The 21,594-nt window shown below is 34.7% G+C and carries 18 protein-coding genes; 10 read left to right on the top strand and 8 right to left on the bottom strand.

The features are described 5' to 3' along the window. Positions 1 to 21: 21 nt before the first annotated feature. Positions 22 to 795 carry a dienelactone hydrolase family protein gene (locus QLQ96_RS21485; RefSeq protein WP_482493164.1) on the bottom strand — a complete coding sequence of 258 codons (774 nt, stop codon included), beginning with the start codon at positions 793 to 795 and terminating at the stop codon, positions 22 to 24. A gap of 110 nt (positions 796 to 905) precedes the next feature. Beyond that, positions 906 to 1,358, bottom strand: coding sequence for an Lrp/AsnC family transcriptional regulator (locus QLQ96_RS21480; protein ID WP_057116602.1), 453 nt, complete (start codon positions 1,356 to 1,358; stop codon positions 906 to 908). 221 nt (positions 1,359 to 1,579) lie between these two features. Between QLQ96_RS21480 and rocD the strand changes: the two genes are divergently transcribed. After that, on the top strand, positions 1,580 to 2,833 hold the full coding sequence (gene rocD, locus QLQ96_RS21475) for an ornithine--oxo-acid transaminase (protein WP_482493163.1): 1,254 nt from the start codon (positions 1,580 to 1,582) through the stop codon (positions 2,831 to 2,833). A 193-nt stretch (positions 2,834 to 3,026) separates the two neighbouring features. On the opposite strand, the gene QLQ96_RS21470 is transcribed toward rocD, so the two are convergent. The 4 genes from QLQ96_RS21470 to QLQ96_RS21455 form a co-directional block, all read right to left on the bottom strand. Then, positions 3,027 to 4,082, bottom strand: a complete 1,056-nt coding sequence (locus tag QLQ96_RS21470; RefSeq protein WP_482493162.1) for a sterol desaturase family protein — start codon at positions 4,080 to 4,082, stop codon at positions 3,027 to 3,029. 228 nt (positions 4,083 to 4,310) lie between these two features. Continuing rightward, positions 4,311 to 6,227: an arylsulfatase gene (locus QLQ96_RS21465; RefSeq protein ID WP_482493161.1), complete on the bottom strand. Its 1,917-nt coding sequence runs from the start codon at positions 6,225 to 6,227 to the stop codon at positions 4,311 to 4,313. Positions 6,228 to 6,260: 33 nt separating this feature from the next. Beyond that, entirely contained in the window at positions 6,261 to 7,733 is a 1,473-nt protein-coding gene (locus QLQ96_RS21460) for a RagB/SusD family nutrient uptake outer membrane protein (RefSeq protein WP_482493160.1), read from the bottom strand. 16 nt (positions 7,734 to 7,749) lie between these two features. Next, complete coding sequence (locus QLQ96_RS21455; protein WP_482493159.1) at positions 7,750 to 10,881, bottom strand: SusC/RagA family TonB-linked outer membrane protein; 3,132 nt, start codon at positions 10,879 to 10,881, stop codon at positions 7,750 to 7,752. A gap of 927 nt (positions 10,882 to 11,808) precedes the next feature. On the opposite strand from QLQ96_RS21455, the gene QLQ96_RS21450 reads away from it, so the two are divergent. From QLQ96_RS21450 to moaA, 9 genes are all read left to right on the top strand, one after another. Next, positions 11,809 to 12,981: a molybdopterin molybdotransferase MoeA gene (locus tag QLQ96_RS21450; RefSeq protein WP_482493158.1), complete on the top strand. Its 1,173-nt coding sequence runs from the start codon at positions 11,809 to 11,811 to the stop codon at positions 12,979 to 12,981. Between the two features lie 142 nt (positions 12,982 to 13,123). After that, positions 13,124 to 13,870, top strand: coding sequence for a sulfite exporter TauE/SafE family protein (locus QLQ96_RS21445; RefSeq protein ID WP_482493157.1), 747 nt, complete (start codon positions 13,124 to 13,126; stop codon positions 13,868 to 13,870). Positions 13,871 to 14,013: 143 nt separating this feature from the next. Further along, the gene (locus QLQ96_RS21440) at positions 14,014 to 14,583 is read left to right on the top strand and encodes a molybdenum cofactor guanylyltransferase (protein ID WP_482493156.1); all 570 of its coding nucleotides are present in this window, start codon (positions 14,014 to 14,016) and stop codon (positions 14,581 to 14,583) included. Positions 14,584 to 14,590: 7 nt separating this feature from the next. Beyond that, positions 14,591 to 15,379: a uroporphyrinogen-III C-methyltransferase gene (cobA, locus tag QLQ96_RS21435; RefSeq protein WP_482493155.1), complete on the top strand. Its 789-nt coding sequence runs from the start codon at positions 14,591 to 14,593 to the stop codon at positions 15,377 to 15,379. Between the two features lie 2 nt (positions 15,380 to 15,381). After that, positions 15,382 to 15,621, top strand: a complete 240-nt coding sequence (locus QLQ96_RS21430; RefSeq protein WP_482493154.1) for a MoaD/ThiS family protein — start codon at positions 15,382 to 15,384, stop codon at positions 15,619 to 15,621. A gap of 10 nt (positions 15,622 to 15,631) precedes the next feature. Then, positions 15,632 to 16,705, top strand: coding sequence for a molybdopterin-synthase adenylyltransferase MoeB (moeB, locus tag QLQ96_RS21425; RefSeq protein ID WP_482493153.1), 1,074 nt, complete (start codon positions 15,632 to 15,634; stop codon positions 16,703 to 16,705). A gap of 165 nt (positions 16,706 to 16,870) precedes the next feature. Continuing rightward, positions 16,871 to 17,302 carry a molybdenum cofactor biosynthesis protein MoaE gene (locus QLQ96_RS21420; RefSeq protein ID WP_180909287.1) on the top strand — a complete coding sequence of 144 codons (432 nt, stop codon included), beginning with the start codon at positions 16,871 to 16,873 and terminating at the stop codon, positions 17,300 to 17,302. A 9-nt stretch (positions 17,303 to 17,311) separates the two neighbouring features. Then, a complete protein-coding gene (moaCB, locus tag QLQ96_RS21415) occupies positions 17,312 to 18,226 on the top strand; it encodes a bifunctional molybdenum cofactor biosynthesis protein MoaC/MoaB (RefSeq protein ID WP_482493152.1) in 915 nt (304 codons plus the stop codon). Then, on the top strand, positions 18,213 to 19,220 hold the full coding sequence (gene moaA / locus QLQ96_RS21410; RefSeq protein WP_482493151.1) for a GTP 3',8-cyclase MoaA: 1,008 nt from the start codon (positions 18,213 to 18,215) through the stop codon (positions 19,218 to 19,220). The genes moaCB and moaA overlap by 14 nt, the downstream gene beginning before the upstream one ends. Positions 19,221 to 19,323: 103 nt before the next feature. Here moaA and QLQ96_RS21405 read toward each other — a convergent pair whose 3' ends face one another. After that, a complete protein-coding gene (locus QLQ96_RS21405) occupies positions 19,324 to 19,965 on the bottom strand; it encodes a hypothetical protein (protein ID WP_482493150.1) in 642 nt (213 codons plus the stop codon). A 139-nt stretch (positions 19,966 to 20,104) separates the two neighbouring features. After that, positions 20,105 to 21,535 carry a rubredoxin gene (locus tag QLQ96_RS21400; protein WP_482493149.1) on the bottom strand — a complete coding sequence of 477 codons (1,431 nt, stop codon included), beginning with the start codon at positions 21,533 to 21,535 and terminating at the stop codon, positions 20,105 to 20,107. Positions 21,536 to 21,594 lie beyond the last annotated feature (59 nt).

The following is a 21,594-nucleotide window of genomic DNA, read 5'->3' as shown; positions in this document are numbered from 1 at the left end:
TTGGTGGGTGTTAATATGATATTATTTTTTTAAGACTTCATTTAAAAAAAGCTGTAAATGCTCAAAAGATCTTTTTGCTGCAACGGCATTATAAGCTGCGCCTTTAGAATTGTCATTTCCAGCTTCTGGATTTGTAAAGGAGTGAACAGAATTTGCGTAATAAATCATTTGCCAATCGGCTTTTGAGTCGCGCATTTCTTGTTGGAAGGAAGCAATTTCGTCTTTAGAAACAAACGGATCGTCAGCACCGTGACAGATTAAAACTTTTGTATTGATAGCTTCTGTTTTTCTGTTGGCATCTTTTCCTAAACCGCCATGAAAAGAAGCGATTCCTTTTACATTCAAATGTCCGCGGGCAGCTTCTAGAACTCCAGTTCCGCCAAAACAATAGCCAATCGCTACAATATTATCTGCATTTGCTCCCGATTTTACCAATTCTTTCAAAGCAGCATCAATACGTTTTTGATACGCTTCGAAGTTAGTTTTATAAAAACCAGCTTGTTTTCCAGCTTCACCAGTATTTTTAGGATAGTTTCCTTCGCCATAGATATCAGCGATAAAAACGTTGTAACCTAGTTTTGATAATTCTTCTGCAATTCCTTTAGAAGCATTGTCAATTCCCAGCCAAGCGGGCAAAAGCAAGATTCCAGGATTATTACTGCTTTTTTTAGCAGATTTAATAAATAACCCATTTAGCTGTTGGCTTCCTTCGGTATATTTTACGGGTTTTAACTGCGCATTCATAAGATTAGAGATTAAGATTGCACTGAATAAAATGATTATAGAGTTTTTCATGATTTTATCAATTTTTAACAAATATCAGAAATATTATGTTACAAAAAAACCTCACAACTAAATTCTTGTGAGGTTTGTAACGAATATTGTGAAAGAATGTTTTTTCTCTTTTATAAGGATATGTTTCGTTTAAAAGCGCACCCCAGTTCTACGATAGAATCGGTTTTGGCAATGCCTGGAATACCATCGATTTTTTCGTAAAGAATGCGTCGCATGTGTTCGTGATTTTTGGCAATGATTTTAATGTAAAGTGTAAATGAACCTGTTACATAATAACATTCTGTGATTTCTGGTATTTCTTTCAGCGCTTCAATAATACGATCAGAATCAGAATCTTTATTTAGTGTAATTCCAGTAAAAGAAGCCCAATCATAACCTATTTTCTTTTCTTGAATAATAGGTTTGATGCCTCCAATTACACCTTGTTCAATCATTCTGTTAATACGCTGATGCACCATCGTATTTGATATTTTTAAATTAGCTGCGATTGCAGAAAAAGCCATTCTTCCGTCTTTTTCTAATTCCTTAATAATGCTAATATCAAATTCATCTAATAATTCCATGCAGTAAAAAATCTTTTAAAATTTGCGTTTTTGTGATTTATAAAAGTAATTATTTTTTTTAATAAACATTCATAAATAATGTCTCTCTTCAATAAAATTTATTTTTTTATGATTGAAAAATATATTTTTTGACTTATTTTTTGTTATTTATAAGTCAAAATTTAATTTTAAATCCCTTTTTTAATTTAATTTTGATATTTTTGTAGAAATAAAAGCATATTATGATAAGTACAGAAAAAACACTTTCGTCAAAATCTGAAGTTTTGATTGAAAAAGAAAACAAATATGGAGCTCATAATTACCACCCGCTTCCTGTAGTTTTAGAACGCGGAGAAGGCGTATATGTTTGGGATGTGGACGGAAAGAAATATTACGATTTTTTATCTGCTTATTCTGCAGTAAATCAAGGTCATTGCCATCCGAAAATTGTGAATGCAATGGTAGAGCAAGCGCAAAAACTGACTTTGACTTCTCGTGCTTTTTACAATGATAAATTAGGAGATTACGAAGAATATGTAACCAAATATTTTGGTTTTGATAAAGTTCTTCCAATGAATACTGGAGCCGAAGCGGTAGAAACTGCTTTGAAAATTTCTAGAAAATGGGCCTACGAAGTAAAAGGAATTCCAGAAAATCAAGCGCAGATTATTGTTTGCGAGAATAATTTTCACGGAAGAACGACTACAATTATTTCATTTTCAAATGATGAAACGGCACGTAAAAACTTCGGACCATTTACAGATGGTTTCATTAAAATTGAATACGACAATCTTGAAGCGCTTGAAAACGCTTTAAATTCATCAAAAAATATCGCTGGATTTTTAGTTGAGCCAATTCAAGGAGAAGCTGGAGTTTATGTTCCTTCTGAAGGTTATTTAGCGAAAGCGAAAGCTCTTTGCGAAAAGCATAATGTATTATTTATTGCTGATGAAGTTCAAACAGGAATTGCAAGAACAGGGAAATTATTAGCCGTTCATCACGAAAATGTACAGCCAGATGTTTTAATTTTAGGAAAAGCAATTTCTGGCGGAGTGTATCCAGTTTCTGCTGTTTTATGTAATGATGAAATCATGAACGTAATTAAACCAGGACAGCACGGATCTACTTTTGGAGGAAATCCAGTTGCGGCGGCTGTTGCGATTGCAGCTCTTGATGTTATTAAAGACGAAAAACTGGCTGAAAATGCGGAGCGTCTTGGAATCATTTTAAGAAAAGGATTAAACGACATTGCTGCTAAAAATGATTTGATTACGCTGGTACGCGGAAAAGGTCTATTGAACGCAATTGTAATCAATACAGATGAAGAATCTGATCTAGCTTGGGAAATCTGCTTGAAATTTAGAGACAACGGATTATTAGCAAAACCAACGCACGGAAACAAAATCAGATTGGCGCCGCCTTTGGTAATGACGGAAGAACAAATTCAAGAATGTTTGGAGATTATCGAGAAATCTTTGAATGATTTTAGAAAATAAAATAATACTTGGGGAACAAAATAAAAAAGCAGCAAATTTAATTGCTGCTTTTTTTGTAGACCATTTTTTTTAAAAGCGATTGCTGTAGCAACAACCGCTTTTGTATAATTACTTAAAATATCAAAAAAAGTAATTATGCTATATAATATAAATCAAAAAGGCACTTTTGATATATAATTTTCTAAAAGAATTATTAAACCTGTTCTAATACTGGAGCAGGAGTTTCTTCGATAACAACTTTTGGCTTTGTCGAAAATGCTAATACGCCTTCAGCAAGAGGACTTCCTTCTTTTTTGGATTTGAATATTGGCCATAAAAATTGAGCGTACCATTCTTCCTGTTTGTATGATTTTGTTCCGTAAGATTCTGGGAATTTTCGAGTGATTAAACCTGTTCCGAAGATTACGTCCCAGATGAAAAACATATTTCCGAAGTTTCCTTTAAAGTAGCCGACACCATCTCCGCTTGTATCTGCGTGGTGTGCGTGATGAGTCGCAGGAGTAGAAATTAGTCTTTCTAAAACCCAAGCAATTGGATGCAATACTTTGTATTTATAAAATGGTTTGTCCCAAGCAATGCTTGAATGTGCACCTAAAGTGATGAAACTTTTAATTACCAAAACAAACAAAGCTGGTAATCCCAAACCTAAATAAGTTAAAGTTGCTGTCAAATAAATTTGAGAAAAGAAAACTGTGTAGATAAAGTTTTGTCTCGAAAGCATTGCCATTCCCATATACGGAGCTGAATGGTGCGTTCTATGAAAACGCCATAAAAACGGCACTTGATGATGCAATCTGTGGTACCAATATTGCGTTAAGTCATCAGCAATTGCAATCAAGAAAAAGCCTCCCCAAAACGGAACCCAAGATAATGAGTTGGCCAGATTTGGAATTAAATAAGGCAAAGCAGTTAAACTGAAAAAGGCAATTACTGGCGGTAAAATTAATTTTGGAGCTAAGAAAGAAACAATATCAATTTTGCGTTCTTCGCCTGTCCAATCGTCATCGTACAAACCTGCCGCAAATTCTATAATTCCTAAAACAATCATAAATACTGTTAGTCCCCAAGTTCTAATGTTTGCGAAAATAGGTTGCGCAAATTCTAAAAATGAAGGTAGAGTGATATGTGATTCGCTCACGGCGCTTCCGCCCAATTTAAAATAAAGATATATCGCCAACACAGGCAGCGAATAAATGAAGAAACTAATAGTCAAGTCTCTTGTTAATTTTTCTTTTTGTACTATTGCCATGATTTCTTATTTTAAAAATTGATTTATTATTGATAATCCTCCAGCTAAAATCGCCAGCGGAACTAAAAATAAGATTATCCCAACGACAATCTTTTTTCCTATAATTTCATAATCTACTCGTTTCATAATCGTTCGTTTTATTTTTTCCTGCAAGGTTTTCAAACCTTGTAGGTATTTGTTTTTTAGTAGAAACCTACAAGGTTTGAAAAACCTTGTAGGTTGTGTGTTTTAATTATTTGTTCCTCCAGGTTTTGTAACCTGTTTAATTAAATCAGAAACTGTTTTTCCTTTTTCAGCTCCTGTGTTGTGAATTCTTCTGTTGTAAACATCTTGCCAATCGATCAACGGATAGACATTATTTTCTTTTGCTTGTTCGTCAAATAATTTTTGAAGTTCAGCTAGTTTTTCAGGATATTTTTTCGCCAGATTATTACGTTCGTTAAAGTCTTCGTTTAGATTGTATAATTCCCAGACATCAGTATCAAAATTGCTTGGAGCAGGTTTTTCGTTGTTTCCAATAGATTTTTTTACTGCGAAAGAATCTGGTAAGTGTGCTGCAGAAGCTTTCCATCCGTCTTTATAAATCGCTCTATTTCCGAAGATGTAGTAATATTGAACTTTATGCAGTGATTCTGCTTTAGGATTATCCAAAGAAGCTTTAAAAGTAGAACCTTGAATAATATCTTGTTTGATATTTTTGATGTATTCCGGAGCTTTAATTCCAGCGATATCCAAAGTTGTAGGCAAAAGATCGGTTACGTGGCTGTATTGATTTCTGATGCCGCCTTTATCTTTAATTCCGTTTGGATAAAATACGATCAGCGGATTACGAGTTCCACCTTCAGATTGCGCATCTTGTTTCCAGTTTTTGAAAGGAGCATTTGTCGCTTGAGCCCATCCTAAAGGATAATTCGTATTCAAACCTTTAGCTGTTCCAATTTCTCCAATATTATTTAAATTGCTTTGAAAGTTTTCTTCATCCGTTTTTCCTTGAGAAAACAAACTTTGACTGATTGTTCCTTGTAAAGTTCCTTCTTTACTTGCTCCGTTATCTCCAATAGCAACAAAAATCAAAGTATTATCAAGCTTTCCGCTTTGTTTCAAATAATCGACAACTCTTCCAATTTCATAATCTGTATACGTTAAGAATCCAGCGTAAACTTCCATGAATCTTGCGTACACTTTCTTTTGGTCTGGAGTTAATTTTTTCCATTCTGTAATTAAAGCGTTACGTTCTGGCAATACAGCATTTTGAGGAATTACACCTAATTTCTTTTGGTTAGCTAAAACTTTTTCGCGGTAAACATCCCAACCTTCGTCAAATTTTCCTTTGTAAGGTTCAACCCATTTTTCAGCCACTTGATGAGGTGCGTGAACTGCTCCTGGCGCATAGTATAAGAAAAATGGTTTTCCTGGCGCAGCTTTTTGCTGTTTTTGAATATAGCTGATTGCTTTATCAGTAATTAGTTCATTTAAGTGACGTCCGTCAGGTTTAATATGAACTTGATCTTCCACCAAATCAGGATTGTATTGATCGGTTTGAGAACCTAAGAATCCATAGAAATGATCGAATCCTTTTCCTGTCGGCCATCTGTCAAACGGACCTGCATCTGTTGCATCTTCGTCTGGCGTAACGCCGTATTTTCCAACAGCAAACGTATTGTAACCGTTTTCGCGAAGGATTTCCGCAATGGTTCCTTTATCAGAAGGAATTCTACCGTCCCAACCTGGGAAGCCTGCTGAAAGAATGGTATGAGAAAATCCGCTAACGTGAACTCTTCCTGAGTTTCTTCCAGTCAACAAAGCGGCGCGGGTAGGAGCACAAATTGCTGTAGTGTGAAAGTTCGTGTAACGAAGTCCGTTATTCGCTAGATTATCAAAAGTCGGCGTATTAATTAGTCCGCCAAAAGCAGTTGCCGCTCCAAATCCAACATCGTCTAACAGAATCCAAACCACATTCGGAGCGTCTTTTGGAGCTTTTACAGGATCTGGCCAATATTCTTTAGAATCAGCCAAAGTTTTACCGATTGTTCCTTTAAATTCTGTTTTCTCTTGTGCTAATCCCAATTGTGCAATTAGGATAGCAGTAACCAAAAGTCCTTTTTTCGGACTCTTGACAGCAATGCTATTTTTAAAATTTTTCATAGTTTATAGTTTTTTTAGTTAAAAGGTTCTTGATTAATATCCAGGATTCTGTGGTAAACCGTCAGGATTAATATTTCTTTCGCTTTGCGGAATCGGATAAAGATTATTTCTTTCTGAAACTGAGTTTTTAGCCGTCACTTTTTTGATTTCTGTAACCAATGTTCCCCAACGCACCAAGTCAAACCACCTTTGTCCTTCTTGAACAAATTCTTTTTTACGTTCTTCCTGAATAGCGGCTCTAAAAGAAGTTTGGTCTAATCCAGATAAATCAACTGTAGGATCTGGAGTTGTAATGGCTTTTCCGAAAGCTCTTCTTCGTACTTGATTGATTAATTCGTAAGATTCGGCTGTTGGCCCGCCTTGTTCATTTATCGCTTCCGCTAAAGACAAAAGGATATCTGCGTAGCGAATAACAGGAAAGTTGATCGCTACATTTGAAGGCGTTGCCAAATTGCTTACATCCAAATATTTTTTGAAGATGGGTTTCGGAAATGTATAAAGCGTTCCAGTTGCTGGATTAAGCAATTGTTTGGCATAACTTACATCTCTTCTTTTGTCTCCAGCGGCATAAATATCATAAAACAAAGCAACGTCTGAAATGATGTCTGCAGGTTCTGTTGCAGTAAATCCGGTAAAAGAAGTTGCCTGAAAAGTGCTTCCGCTAGAACCGTTTCCTGCTTGATTTGGCTCAAACTGAACAGAGAAAATATGTTCTTTGCCGTTCTTTTTAGTTTTAGTGAAAATGTCTTGAAAATCTTCAAACAAAGCATATCCGTAACCGCCATCAATGACTTCTCTTGATTTTGAAATAGCATTTGGCCAATCTTTTCTAGTCAGATATACTTTTGCTAAAATTGCTTTTGCAGCACCAGAAGTCGCGCGTCCTGCATCTGCTGCGGTATAGGTTTTTGGTAAAGCTTCTGCATCAGTTAAATCTTTAATAATTTGATTGTAAACTTCATCAACCGTAGCACGATTGGTTTTTAAATCTCCTAAATTGATTGATTTTGATTCATGCAGAACAATCGGAACTCCTCCCCAAAGACGAACTGCTTGAAAATAAAGCAAACCTCTGATGAATTTAGCTTCATTAATTAGTCTTGTTTTGATTACGTCAGAGCCTGATACTTTCGGAATATTATCAATAGAAACATTGGCTCTATTGATTCCCGCATAAATTTGTCTCCAAGCCACTTGAACACGATCTGAAGTTGCATCATGCGTTAAGCTGCTCAAAGCTCGAACTTGCGGGTTCGTCGCAGAAACCCCCGCTGCCGCGTAATCGGAAGCCATATCGGTTAAGAAATAAAGGTTTCTTCCGAATAAACTTTGCTCGCCTGGATCAAGGTTTAAAGAGGCATAAACAGCAGTTACACTTGCAGTGGCATCATCTTGAGTGACAAAATAATTGTCTTCGGTTACAAAAGAGGTTGGCGTTATCTCTAGATCAGCGCACGATGTCAAAAAACCGACGCTTAAAAGTAATGTTATAATGATCTTTTTCATTTTGATATTTTTTTACTTAGAAAGTTACGTTCAAGCCCGAGATGAATGTTTTAGAGTTTGGATAAGAACCAAAGTCAATTCCCGGATATAAGTTGTTTTGTTCGTATGAACTTACCTCTGGATCATAACCAGTGTATTTCGTCCATGTAATTAAGTTTTCTGCAGAGACGTAAACTTTTACGCTTTTCGTTCCCAATTTTTTAGAAACGCTTTTAGGTAAAGTATATCCTAAAGTGATTAATTTCAATCTTAGGAAAGAAGCATCTTCTACGTAGCGTTCAGAAACAATTCCAAGCGGCGAACTAGAAGCTCTCGGAATCTCATTACTCGGATTTGTTGGTGTCCAACGATCATTTAAGGTCGCCGCAGCATTTGTTCCAAGCGTAGAAATTTCTAATTGCTGATTTAAAGCATTGAAGATTTTTCCGCCGTATGCTCCTTGAAAAGAGAAATTCAAGTCAAAATCATTGTATGAAACAGTGTTGCTGAAACTTCCAACAAATTTTGGCTGAGAAGTGCCTAGATTTCCTTTGTCAAGAGCCGAAATAACGCCATCTCCGTTTGTGTCAACATATTTTCTGTCTCCAACTTTTGTGTTGGCCAAACTGTTGATTTTTGGCTGTGTATTAATTTCCTCCTGAGTCTGGAAAATTCCGTTGGTTTTATATCCCCAGAAAGTTCCCAAAGGCAAACCTGTTTTTACAATAACGGGTTGCTGTTGAAGTAAAGAACCATTTGGCACTACAGGGAAAAATTCGTTTACGTCATTTCCAATCTCAGTAACTTTATTTCTGTTTAAAGAAAATACGATATTCGAATTCCAAGCGAAGTTTTTTGTTTTAATATTTTCTGTTGTCAAACCAACTTCAAAACCTTTATTTTCAACTCCTCCAATGTTTTGAAGAACTGTCGCATAACCCGAACTTAACGGAACAGGAACGTTGATTAATAAATCTTTTGTCTTTTTGTAATACACATCAAAAACAAAATTGATTTTTCGATCTAATAAGGATAAATCCAATCCAACATTGTACTGATTTGTTTTTTCCCATTTCAAATCCGGATTTGCCAATCTAGTAGGAGCAAGACCTGTGTATAAAGTTCCGCCAAAAGAATAATTTACAGAACCCATTGAAGCTAGCGGAAGGTAGTTTCCAATTTCTTGATTTCCTGTTGTTCCCGCTGTAATTCTCAGTTTGGCTTCAGTTACACCTTTAATGTTATTTGCGAATTCTTCATCAGTAATATTCCAAGAAAATCCAGCAGAAGGGAAGTAGCCCCAAAGCGATTCAGAACCAAATCGAGAAGAACCGTCTGCACGACCTGATAATGTGAAATTGTATTTTCCTTTATAAGAATAATTTACCCTCGCGAGCCAAGATTTCAGAACACTTTCGTAAGCGTCGCTATACGGTTTTACTGGTACACCATCTTGAATAGCGTTGTAAGTGTTGGCATCATTTACAAAAGTTTGAGCTCCTGCATTTACCACTTCGCCTTTTGTGTATTGAAGCGTGTAACCTCCTAAAGCAGAGAATTTATGATTTTCGCCAAAAGTTGTGTTATAATTAAGTGTGTTTTCATTCAAAACAGAACTAACTGTTCTTTCTCCGATTGAAGCTAATCCTTTTGTTCCCGCACCTGTAGTCGTATTTGAAGAAGCGTAGTAATTCTGTTTCGTATTCAAAACATCACCGCTTACAGCTACTTTTGCAGTCAATTCTTTATTGAATTTATATTCGCCAAATAAACTGGTTAGAATTCTGTTTAATTTGGTTTCGTTGATGGTATTATCCAAATCGTTTATCGGATTAGGAACAAAACCATTTACAGAAGTTGCGTAAGGATTATTGGTTACATTATAACTTCCATCTGCATTTTTGATAGGAACAACCGGAGCAGTCAATAACACACTAACTAATGGATTCGGATTTCTTCCAGCTCCTGCGCCTCCATTTGTTCCAACACCATTTGAAATGGAGTTAGTATAATTGGTATTTACCCCAAATTTAAATTTCTGAGAATAGTTTCGTTCATAATTGGCACGAAGCGAAATACGTTTGAAATCTGATCCTAAAACAATTCCGTCTTGGTCAAAATATCCTGCAGAAACGGCATATCTTGATTTTTCATCTCCTCCAGAAAAAGATAAATTATGGTTCTGAACGGGAGCAGCAGTTACAAAAGCAGCCGACTGCCAATCGTAATTTCCAGAAGTTTTTAAAGCTTCAATCTGCTCAGGAGAAAAAGAAGGAGCTTGACCAATACTTGCTTGAACATCATTTCTTAAACTTGCCCATTCGCTAGCATTCATTAATCTCAGTTTCTTTGAAATGTTTTGAAATCCGAAATAACCTTGGTACGAAATATTATCTTGTCCTTTCGTTCCTTTTTTTGTCGTAATAATTACAACACCATTCGCACCACGTGAACCGTAAATCGCTGTTGCTGAGGCATCTTTCAGAACTTCGATAGATTCGATATCAGCAGGATTAATGGTCGAAAGAACGTTTACACTTGCGCCTGAATAAGCTACTCCAGCGCCGCTATTGCTGTTATCGTTGTAAATTAAAATTCCGTCAACTACATAAAGCGGTTCGTTACCAGCAGTGATGGAGTTTCCTCCGCGAATGCGAACACTTGAAGAAGCGCCCGGACGGCCAGAACTTTGTGTAACTACAACTCCTGCAACAGCTCCTCTCAATAAATTATCTGCCGAAGAAGTTACCTGAGATAAATTAGCCTTTGGAACCGAAGCTACAGAGCCTGTAATATCTTTTCTCTTCTGAGTTCCGTAACCCACAACTACCAATTCGTCTAATTCTTGGCGTTCTTCTTTTAGATTAATAATAACTGGATTTTTCTCAACAATAACTTCTAATTTTTTATATCCGATGTAACTTACAATTAATGTGTACGGAAATTTTTGTCCCGTTTGAAAGTAGAATTTTCCCTCAGCATCTGTCACAACACCGTGAGTTGTTCCTTTGATGGTAACCGAAGCGCCTATAACGGGCTGATTTGTAATGGCATCTACAACAGTTCCGTCAAGTTTGGATTGAATAAGAGGCGTGGTATTTTGGGCGTGTATTCCTGCCGTTATAAAGAGCAACTGCAAGAGTATATATAGGTTTAATTTTTTTTTCATTTCTTTGTACTGGTTTTAAGTAATTAACAAGACGCCCTGAGCACTGTTTTTACAGCACTCTAAATGTGTTCTTGATTTAGTGATAAATGTTCTTTAAGCCTCGCCATTTCTGTTGCCGCAGAAATGGCTTTTTTTATTTACAGCAACAGCTTTGCATTGTTTTCATTTTAGTTTTTTTAATTGTTAGTTATTTAATTTATTGAATAATAGATATAGTTTCAAGAATCTGACCCAACACAAAAAATGCATCGGAAGAGACTTTGGGTTAAATTCAGTAAATGTTTTTGGTGGTGATTTAAAAGGTTTGCTTCGATATGAAATCTAAAGGCAAACAAAATAAGTAGATTATTTACAACAGATACACATATAACAAATAGTGCTATAAGTGTAGTTTTTACGAAGATTGTAACGCGATATGCTTTCTGTTGTTTTCACAATAATAGTTTTTAAGGTTTGAAATACTATTTAAAACTCTACTAATCCTATAGACAAAGTTAAATTTTATATAATAAAAACCAAAAGTTTGTTGTGTTTTTTTTGAAAAAATATACTTCTACAAGAGCTGTAGAGAATTGTATTTTATGTTGAAGCCTTATTTTAAAGGACTTAATAAGGGGTTTAAGTATCAGGTAAATGTTAAGATAAATTTCATTTGCCAGCTATAATTGTAGTATTTTACACTTTATTTGAGCTTAAGAATAACGTTGAAAAAACTTTTTAAAGGTTTACAGGCCATAAAAAAGCTAAAAAAAGAAAGTTTGTTTAACTATTTTTATAAAATCTATATGGAAATTTTAAAGTTGATTTTAAATAAATTAGAGTAATTTTATAGACCATAAAAGAAAATAGAATTTTTTTAATCTACCTAATGATAAATACTTATATTTGTAATAAGTATTTTTACTTAGTTTTATAATCGAAAAACAAATGATAGAAGTAAAAGAAGCTTTAGAGATTGTTGCTGCAAATAGTTCCGTTTTGTCAACCCAGAAAATTTCGGTAGATAAAGCATTGGGATATATTTTGGCAGAAACAGTTTATTCGCCTATTTCAATGCCGCCTTTTAGACAGTCTGCAATGGATGGATACGCTTTTACTCATTCGATAAGACATCAATTTGATGTGGTCGGAATTTCACAAGCTGGAGATCATATCAATATAAAGCTTAAAGAAAATGAAGCTGTGCGTATTTTTACAGGCGCTTACGTTCCGAAAAGTGCGGATACTGTGGTCATGCAGGAGCATGTAATGGCTAACGAAAATTCTATTTTGATTGCCCAAAAGCCAGAAGCTTTTGCCAATGTAAGAAGTAAAGGAGAACAGATTAATGCTGAAGATGTTGTTTTTGAAGCGAATACATTGATTACTCCTGCGGCAATTGGTTTTTTAGCCTGTTTGGGAATTACAGAAATAACGGTTTACAAAAAGCCGAAAGTGGCTATTTTAGTGACAGGAAATGAATTGGTAAAACCAGGCAAAAAACTTCCGAAAGGGAAAATTTACGAAAGCAATTCAATAATGCTTCAAGCTGCGCTTCAGACAATTGGAATCAATAAAATTAAAGTTCATAAAGTTAAAGACAATTTAAAAGCGACTAAAAAAGCATTGCAGTCAATTCTTAAAAAGAATGATATTGTATTAATTTCTGGAGGAATTTCTGTTGGAGATTATGATTTTGTAAAAGAAGCATTATTGAAAAATGGAGTAGAAGAACTTTTTTATAAGATCAATCAAAAACCAGGAAAACCGATGTTTTTTGGTGCTAAAAAAGATACTTTGGTATTTGCGCTTCCAGGAAATCCAGCTTCGTCATTGACTAATTTTTATATCTATGTATATCCTGCAGTCAAAAACAAAATGGGATTTTCTAATACGCATCTGCCAAAAATTGTCCGTAAATTAGATAATCAGATTACCAATACGACAGGTAAAACACTTTTCCTGAAAGCGTTATACAACGAAACGAGCGTCGAGATTCTAGACGGACAGAGTTCTGCAATGCTGAATACTTTCGCTGTAGCGAATGGACTAGTGATCGTTCCGCATGATGTCGAAAACATAAAAAAGGGTGCTTCGGTAACGATTCTGCCTATTGATTAGAGTTTTTAGAGAATAGAATATAGGGAAAGAAGAAAGATGCAAGAGGAAAGATTTTATGATAAAAAAGATAAAGCGCTATATAAATAAAAACACACAGGAATAAACTTGAAACTTTAAACCTGAAACAAAAAAAATAAAAAAAATGAACCTCCTAACTTCCGAAAATATACTATTATTCAGTTTTGCTTTAATTGTAATTGCATTTTTATATTCAAGTGTTGGGCACGGCGGAGCTTCGGGATATTTGGCATTGATGAGCATTTTTGCGTTCCCAGTTTCTATTATGAAACCGTCAGCTTTATTGCTGAATTTATTTGTTTCGAGTATTTCATTTTTGTTTTATTATAAAAATAATTATTTCAAGCCAAAGCTCTTTTATCCGTTTGCAATTGCTTCAATTCCAGCGGCGTTTATTGGCGGTTTTATAACTTTAGATAATGCGGTTTATAAAATAGTTTTAGGAATTGTACTCGTTTTTGCGGCGTTGAGGTTGTTTGGAATATTTAGTTTTAAAGAAAAAGAAGAAGTAAAAATCAATCTTCCGTTTGCATTGGCTATTGGTTTTGCCATCGGATTATTATCTGGAATGTTAGGAATTGGCGGCGGAATTATTTTAAGTCCAATTCTATTGTTTTTAGGATGGGCTTCAGTAAAAGAATCGGCAGCAATTTCGAGTTTATTCATTTTTGTGAATTCTTTCGCGGGAATGTTAGGATTCTTTTTAGGAGGAAAAACAATTCCGATGGAAAGTTTTTACTTAGTTCCAATTGCAGTTGTAGGAGGAATGTTAGGTGGATTTTACGGAAGCGGTTCTTTTTCGAACAGAACATTAAAAATGGTTTTAGGAACTGTCATTTTATTGGCAAGCGTTAAATTGATTTTTCCTTAGAAATAATTAGATCAGCGTTGTGTACCCACGGTTGAAACCTTGGACTATATTAAAAAAAAGAGAAGAACATAGCCAATGGTTTCAACCATTGAGACGCAAGATGAGAAAAACTTGAAACGTTAAACCTGAAACAAAAACAAACCATGGAAATATCAGTATTTATTCTTTGCGGAGGAAAAAGCTCAAGAATGCAGTCAGAAAAAGGATTGGTTTTGTTTCAGGATAAACCCTTTATTGAGCACATTATTCAGGCAATTTTGCCAATTACGGATCAAATTAAATTGATTACGGCATCAAAAGAATATGATTATTTAGAGTATGAAAAAATACCCGATTTAATTGTAGATAAAGGTCCGTTGGGTGGAATTTACACGGCATTATCACATTCAGAAACCGAATTCAATCTGATTTTAAGCTGTGATATTCCGTTAATTTCAACCGAATTATTGCAAGAATTAATTTCAAAACATACCAAAGAAGCGGGAATTACAGTTTTTGCATCAGAAAGTAAAACACATCCTTTAATCGGAATTTATTCAAAAAATATTGTTCCGACCATTAAAGAAGCAATTGATTCGAATGAATTAAAAATGATGGATTTGCTGGTGAAATTACCCCATCAGATTATCAATATAGAAGAAAGTGAAAACTTTCATTTAACCAATATTAATTCGGCCGACGAATTAAACGATTTGAATATCAATTTAACTTAAAAAGACTATGCGAAATTTGAAAACACCAAAATTGACTATTGTAGGCGCAGGTCCAGGTGACGTTGAATTGATTACGCTAAAAGCAATTAAAGCTTTAGAAAGCGCTGATGTAGCTTTGTATGATGCTCTGGTAAACGAAGAATTACTAGAATATGCATCAAACGCAGAAATTGTTTTTGTTGGAAAACGTTTGGGCTGCCACGCTTACACGCAAGACCAGATTAACGAATTGATTGTTTCGATGGCCAACCGTTACGGTCATGTGGTTCGTTTAAAAGGAGGCGATTCTTTCGTCTTTGGAAGAGGAAGCGAAGAGATTGATTATGCGGTAAAATTTGGTTTAGAAACGGCTGTTGTTCCAGGAATTTCTTCAGCATTGGGCGTTCCGGCTACGGCAGGAATCAGTTTGACACAACGTAAAATTGCAGAAAGTTTTTGGGTAATTACGGGAACGACTTCAGATCATAAATTGTCTAAAGATGTTCATTTGGCTGCAAAATCGGCGGCGACAGTAGTTATTTTAATGGGAATGCATAAATTGGATGAAATAATTACTATTTATCAGGAGAATAGAACAGATGATCTCCCAATTGCAATTATTCAAAATGGAACAAAAAATTCAGAACAAAAAGTAATAGGAACTATCGGTACAATTACTAAATTGGTATCCGAAAAGAATATTTCATCACCAGCCATTATTGTGATTGGCGAAGTGGTGAAAAATACATCAAAACTGACGGAATATTTTCAAGAGCATTTTGATGATGAATTCATTTTTCAAAATTTAAATTTATAAAAATGATTGAGGTTAAATATTTTGGAGCTGTCGCTGAAAAAACAAAATGTGAATTTGAAAAACTATCTTTTTCAGAAGAATTATCTCTGCAAAAACTGTTGCAAGATTTAAATGAAAAATATGAGTTTGAATCACTATCTTTTAGCGTTGCAGTAAATCAAAAAATAGTTTCAAAAGCTACAGATTATACTTTGCAAACCAGTGATATTGTAGCTTTATTGCCACCATTTGCTGGAGGTTAAAAATAAATTCATGAGCGAAACTTCACGATATAACAGACAAATCATACTTCCTGAAATAGGAGATGTCGGTCAGCACAAATTGCTGAAATCTAAAGTTTTGGTAATTGGTGCAGGAGGTTTGGCAGCTTCAATTCTGCCTTATTTGGCTGCTGCAGGAGTTGGTGAAATAGGGATTGTAGATGATGATCTTATCGAAGTTTCAAATCTTCACAGACAAGTAATTTATAAAACTTCGGCGGTTGGAAAGGGAAAAGCAGCAGAAGCAAAATCGATGATTTCTGAACTGAATCCTCAAATTAAAGTGAATGTTTTTGCAGAGAAATTATCTGGAAAAAATGCGCTTTCTTTATTTGAAAAATACGATATCATTGTTGATGCAACAGACAATATTTCAATAAAATATTTGATTAATGACGCTTGTCTTGCAGTGAATAAGCCAATGGTTTACGGATCTATTTTTAGATTCCAAGGACAAGTTTCGGTTTTCAATTATCAAAACGGACCAACTTACAGATGTTTGTATCCAGATAAAAATTCGAACGGAGCAAATTGCGAAGATGCCGGTGTAATTGGAGTTTGTGTTGGAATTATCGGAATGCTTCAAGCAAATGAAGTCATAAAAATGATTCTTGGAATTGGAGAAGTTTTAAGCGGAAAAATATTGGTTTATAATATTTTGAAGAATGAACAGCAAAAGTATGATTTCGAAAAAACTTCAACTTTAGAAATTACGAAAGAAGATTTCGAAAGAAAATACAATTCAGCTGAAAACCAAATAGAAGAAGTGAAATTTGAGCTTCTTTTGGATGAAATAGAAAACGATGAGGTTGTTTTTTTAGATGTTCGAAATGAAGATGAATTGCCAAAAATCAAATTTAAAAACAGCATTCAGATTCCGCTTTTAAATTTAGAAAACGAACTTGAAAATTTGAATAAAAAACAATCAGTTTACGTTTTCTGCCAATCTGGAATTAGAAGTAAAATTGCAGTAGAATTGCTTCAGAAAAATCAATTTCAAAATGTAAAAAGCATTGTTGGTGGAGCTTTAGAAATGAAACAATTATTAAAAGAAGAAAAGATATAGCCACAGATTACACAGATTAATAGGATTTTTTAATTTGCATTTGTCAGGCTGAGCGCAGTCGAAGCCCGATTCCAATTGGAACGCTCTTCGACTCCGCTCAGGGTGACAAAGCAAGCGAATAGAAATCTTTTTAATTCGTGAATTCGTGGCAAAAAAAATAAAAAAATGAGTAAAAATGTATTTGTAGAAGGGCCGATTTCTCCTGAATTTATAGCAGAATCGATCGCCAAGCACCAATCGAAACACACAATTGGAGCGCATAATATTTTTCTAGGGCAAGTTCGCGCTGATGTCATTCATGACAATACAGTCGTAGCGATTGATTATTCGGCATATACAGATATGGCGAATGAAGCTTTGCATGCAATTCGTGAAAAAGCCTTCGCTAAATTCGATTTAACTTGTATGCATATTTATCACAGTTTGGGAGTTGTAAAAGCGGGCGAGATCTGTTTGTTCGTTTTTGTTTCGGCTACGCGTCGCAAACAAGTTTATGAAGCAACAGAAGCCATCGTAAACTGGATAAAAACTGATGTGCCGATTTTTGGCAAAGAAATGTTTGAGAACGATACATTCACTTGGAAACAAAATACCTAAGAAATTATAATGGTAGATATTACGCATAAAATAAGCACTTTAAGAGTCGGAACCGCAACCGCAATTGTGAAAGTTAGCAAACAAGAAACAATTGATGCTGTTGTCAATAATTTAGTGCCAAAAGGAAACGTTTTCGAGATGGCAAAAACGGCCGGATTATTTGCGGTAAAAAACACGCATTTATCTATTCCAGATTGTCATCCGCTTCCAATTGAATTTACTTCTGTAGAATATAATATTGAAGGTTTAGATATTCATATTATTTTCAAAGTAAAAACCGTTTACAAAACAGGAGTTGAGGTTGAGGCAATGCACGGCGCATCAATCGTAGCGTTGACGATGTACGATATGCTGAAACCGATTGATAAAGAAATCGAGATTTCAACCATCAAATTAATCAATAAAGAAGGAGGGAAATCTTCTTTCAAAAATAAATTCCCAAATGCAATAAAAGCAGCAGTTTTCGTTTGTTCCGATTCGATTTTTGCTGGTGATAAAGAAGACAGATCTGGAAAAACAATTGTTGAAAAATTAGATTCATACGGAGTTGAAACTTCTCATTATGAAATCATTCCAGACGAATTAGAAATTATTCAGGAAAAAACTAAAGCTTTCGCTAAAGAAAATCAGCTGGTGATTTTTACAGGCGGAACAGGGTTATCTCCAAGAGATGTTACACCAGAAGCTTTGGCTCCATTATTAGAAAGCCGAATTCCAGGAATTGAAGAAGCTATTCGCAGTTATGGGCAAGATAGAATGCCGTACGCGATGTTGTCTAGAAGTGTTGCAGGAACTTTGGGTAAAACTTTGGTTTTGGCTTTACCTGGCTCAACAAACGGAGTAAGAGAATCGATGGATGCTGTTTTTCCTCACGTTTTGCACGTTTTTCATATTTTAAAAGGAAAAAATCATGACAGCCTCTAACACTATTTTGACGGATGGTTTTGGGCGCAAGCATAATTATTTGCGCATTTCGCTGCTGGAAAAATGCAACCTGCGTTGTACGTATTGCATGCCAGCGGATGGAATCGCATTGTCTCCAAAAGCGAGTTTAATGACGGCTGAAGAGATTTTTGCAATTGCTCAGACTTTCGTAGAAAATGGTGTTGGCAAAATACGATTAACTGGAGGAGAACCTTTGCTTAGAAAAGATTTTCCAGAAATCGTTTCTAAATTATCCGATTTAAATATTTCACTTTCAATTACTACAAACGGAATTTTAATTGACCGTCACATTGATGTTTTAAAGCAGTTTAATGTAAAAAAAATCAATCTGAGTTTAGATACTTTGGTTTCAACTAAATTTCATTCTATAACGCTTAGAAATCAGTTTGAGAAGGTAATTGATAATTTGCATTTGCTTTTAAATAATGAATTTGAAGTGAAAGTAAATGTGGTTTTGATGAAAGGTTTCAATGATAACGAAATTGTAGATTTTGTAAAACTAACTCAGTTTCTTCCGATTTCTGTTCGTTTTATTGAATTTATGCCATTTGCAGGTAACGAGTGGGATAGAAGTAAAATGGTTTCGCAGAAAGAAATTTTGGAATTAGTTGAAAACAGTTTTTCATTAGAAGAAATCCAAAAACTAGAAGACGAGAAAAACTTCACCGCAAGAACGTATAAAATAAAAGATTTTCAAGGTAATTTCGGAATCATCAGTTCGATTACAAATCCGTTTTGCGACAGCTGCAACCGCATCCGCTTAACGGCCGATGGAAAAATCAAAAACTGTCTTTTCTCTAATTCGGAAACTGATTTATTGACTGCTTTTAGAAATGGAGAATCTATAACCGGTTTGATTTCTGAATCGATTCAAAATAAAAAGAAGGTTAGAGCGGGAATGGTAAGCGTTTCTGAAATGGATGATCCGACAAAACATTTTGACAATCGCAGTATGATCGCGATTGGAGGATAGATAAGCTGTTTTCATGTAGTTTGTCATTTCTCTCTTTAGTCGAAATGACAAAACAATACTAAAAACAAAAAAGGCTCAACTTTACGTCAAACCCTTTTTCAAATTACTTTTTCTTTTTAGCCTTTGCTTTAGCTTTTTTCAAAGCTGTAGTTTTCTTTTCAGCAGCTTTTTTGGCTTGAGCTTTCACTTTTGCTTTTTTAGCTTTTTCTTTTTTCTTCGCAGCAGCTTTTAGTTTTGCTTTTTTAGCTTTTTCTAATTTTTTAATCACTGCTTTAATCGCTTTTTCTCTTTTCTTTTCCTTTTCTTTTTTTGCTTTAAGTTTAGCTTTAAGTTTTGATTTTATATCGTTTTTTTCTTTACCAATTTTTTCAACAGTTACAATAGGTTTGCTTTCTGAAGTATCGTTGGTTTTTATTTCTATAATTTCAGAAACAATAGGTTCTTTTTTTGCAGAACCTGTGGTGGCTTTTTTTACAGTTGCTCCCGGAGTCGTTTTAGAAGCAGCTCTTACGGGCGTTTTTGCTACTGGTTTTACAGTTGCAACAGGAGCTTTTGCAGCCGTTGTTTTCGTTGCAGCTGTTCTAGAAGTAGTTGTTTTTGCGACAGGTGTTTTTGCAGCGGTTCTTGTTGTTCTTTTAACTGTAGTCTTAGTTTCTGGTTGCACTTCTGTAGTGGTTTCTACTGCTGTTTCTGCTGGAATATCAGTGTTGTTTACAGCAGGAGCACTTGGATTTCGTTTTATCATAACTGTATTTTTATTGAGTAAATAGATGTTAACTAATTGGTTTTAAAAGCTTTTTAAGTATAATGCTTTTATATAAATTCTTAGTAAGCTAAATATACGCAATTTTTGAATACAAAAGGGGCTACTTTTTTAGAACTCGTTAACTTTCAACTGGTTCCAAAATGCTGAAATTACTTTTTGGTGCTTCGCAAAGTGAACAGCAATAATTTTCAGGAAGATTTTCAAATAAAATGCCTTTCGGAATTTTTTGAGTTTCATCTCCGTATTCCGAATTATAAAGCGTTAAACATTCTTGACATTGATAAATATCTAATTGCGGTTTTTCTTTTTTCTGCGGATTTTCAGCTGTTTCTGAAGTCGAATTTCCGAGTTCGTCGAAATATTTCCGGCTTAATTCAATTAAAATCGTTGGAAGTTCGAGTTTGTCAATATCTTGTGAATGTACAATGTATTCGCGCGTATTCGGGTCGAAATTCTTTGCAAATAAAACATTGTAAGTATCTCTAATTTTGATGGACTCTAAAGCTGCTGGAAGTTCGTTTTTTTCGATGACAATCGAAGTAAAATAATGCCCTTCGCGGTTGTATTCTGAAATTCCAAAATTTAATCCATAAGTACTGATGTCGAATTGATCTAATGTTCTAACTAGAAAAGTTTTCAGATTTAAGGCCCATTCCATTGCAACAGGTAAATGCCAGTTTAATTCTAATAAAGAATGACGAACGTTAATTCCTCTTTTTCCTAGAAATTTTTCCCATTCTAATTTTCGGTCTTTCGGAATTCCTTTTATGATGAAAGATTTCCAAGGCGTGATGCAGATTTTTCCGATTTTGCATTCAAAACACAAATCGCACATTTCTTTCAAAAAATCCAAATCGTATAAATTATTTCTCCAGTATAGTCCTAACCAATATTGATCAATTCCCATTCTATTCATTCCTTCGTAATACGGAAATGGATAAAACGGAATATTCAGTGGTTTGTCAATCGTACGATTATTTGTATCTAAAGCTTCGCTTACCAAAGCAAAAAGCATTTCTATATCTTGGGAATCTTCTTCAGAAATTTTTTCGATTTCATAATAAATCTTCGCCAAATCCCAGCTGTAAATCAAAACGGGATAGACTTCAATTTTCTCCCATTTTGGAAGACGAATGTATAAGTACCAATAATCTTCTAGCTCTGAAGCAATAAAATTTAAATGTCCCGTAAACAAAGGAACCAATTGTTGCTTCGGATCGGTTATGTTGACTTTAAGTTTTGGCTGATCTTTAAATTCTTCTAAAATATATAAAAAACGGTTTCCAGTAAGCCAATTTGTATTTCTGAAAATATCAGTCGAAACATAAGAAGAAACAATATTGTTGCCGCTTTTTTGATCTGGATAAACAAAATGGTGTTTTCCTAAAGTATTTTTATCCAAAGATTTAAACCCTTTCGGGAAAATAATATCCTGTCTAGAACCAAAGGAAATAGAATCCAGTCCTTCTTCCAAAGCAATATTGACTACTTCTCGTAATTCCCCTGGCGAAATGACGCCTCCTTTTACTATTAATCTTGTTAGTTCCATTTTTATTTAGTTTTCAGTCTCAGTCGCAGTCCCAGTTTTCAATTTTGGTATTCACTGAA

The organism is Flavobacterium sp. B167r, assembly GCF_056824315.1.
Note: the sequence above shows the minus strand (reverse complement) of the source record. Positions and strands in the feature narration are given on the sequence as shown.

Bases quoted from the DNA above. Each gene is read 5' to 3' on its own strand.
- QLQ96_RS21485 (WP_482493164.1), bottom strand. From the start codon at position 795: ATGAAAAACTCTATAATCATTTTATTCAGTGCAATCTTAATCTCTAAT.
- QLQ96_RS21480 (WP_057116602.1), bottom strand. From the start codon at position 1,358: ATGGAATTATTAGATGAATTTGATATTAGCATTATTAAGGAATTAGAA.
- rocD (WP_482493163.1), top strand. From the start codon at position 1,580: ATGATAAGTACAGAAAAAACACTTTCGTCAAAATCTGAAGTTTTGATT.
- QLQ96_RS21470 (WP_482493162.1), bottom strand. From the start codon at position 4,082: ATGGCAATAGTACAAAAAGAAAAATTAACAAGAGACTTGACTATTAGT.
- QLQ96_RS21465 (WP_482493161.1), bottom strand. From the start codon at position 6,227: ATGAAAAATTTTAAAAATAGCATTGCTGTCAAGAGTCCGAAAAAAGGA.
- QLQ96_RS21460 (WP_482493160.1), bottom strand. From the start codon at position 7,733: ATGAAAAAGATCATTATAACATTACTTTTAAGCGTCGGTTTTTTGACA.
- QLQ96_RS21455 (WP_482493159.1), bottom strand. From the start codon at position 10,881: ATGAAAAAAAAATTAAACCTATATATACTCTTGCAGTTGCTCTTTATA.
- QLQ96_RS21450 (WP_482493158.1), top strand. From the start codon at position 11,809: ATGATAGAAGTAAAAGAAGCTTTAGAGATTGTTGCTGCAAATAGTTCC.
- QLQ96_RS21445 (WP_482493157.1), top strand. From the start codon at position 13,124: ATGAACCTCCTAACTTCCGAAAATATACTATTATTCAGTTTTGCTTTA.
- QLQ96_RS21440 (WP_482493156.1), top strand. From the start codon at position 14,014: ATGGAAATATCAGTATTTATTCTTTGCGGAGGAAAAAGCTCAAGAATG.
- cobA (WP_482493155.1), top strand. From the start codon at position 14,591: ATGCGAAATTTGAAAACACCAAAATTGACTATTGTAGGCGCAGGTCCA.
- QLQ96_RS21430 (WP_482493154.1), top strand. From the start codon at position 15,382: ATGATTGAGGTTAAATATTTTGGAGCTGTCGCTGAAAAAACAAAATGT.
- moeB (WP_482493153.1), top strand. From the start codon at position 15,632: ATGAGCGAAACTTCACGATATAACAGACAAATCATACTTCCTGAAATA.
- QLQ96_RS21420 (WP_180909287.1), top strand. From the start codon at position 16,871: ATGAGTAAAAATGTATTTGTAGAAGGGCCGATTTCTCCTGAATTTATA.
- moaCB (WP_482493152.1), top strand. From the start codon at position 17,312: ATGGTAGATATTACGCATAAAATAAGCACTTTAAGAGTCGGAACCGCA.
- moaA (WP_482493151.1), top strand. From the start codon at position 18,213: ATGACAGCCTCTAACACTATTTTGACGGATGGTTTTGGGCGCAAGCAT.
- QLQ96_RS21405 (WP_482493150.1), bottom strand. From the start codon at position 19,965: ATGATAAAACGAAATCCAAGTGCTCCTGCTGTAAACAACACTGATATT.
- QLQ96_RS21400 (WP_482493149.1), bottom strand. From the start codon at position 21,535: ATGGAACTAACAAGATTAATAGTAAAAGGAGGCGTCATTTCGCCAGGG.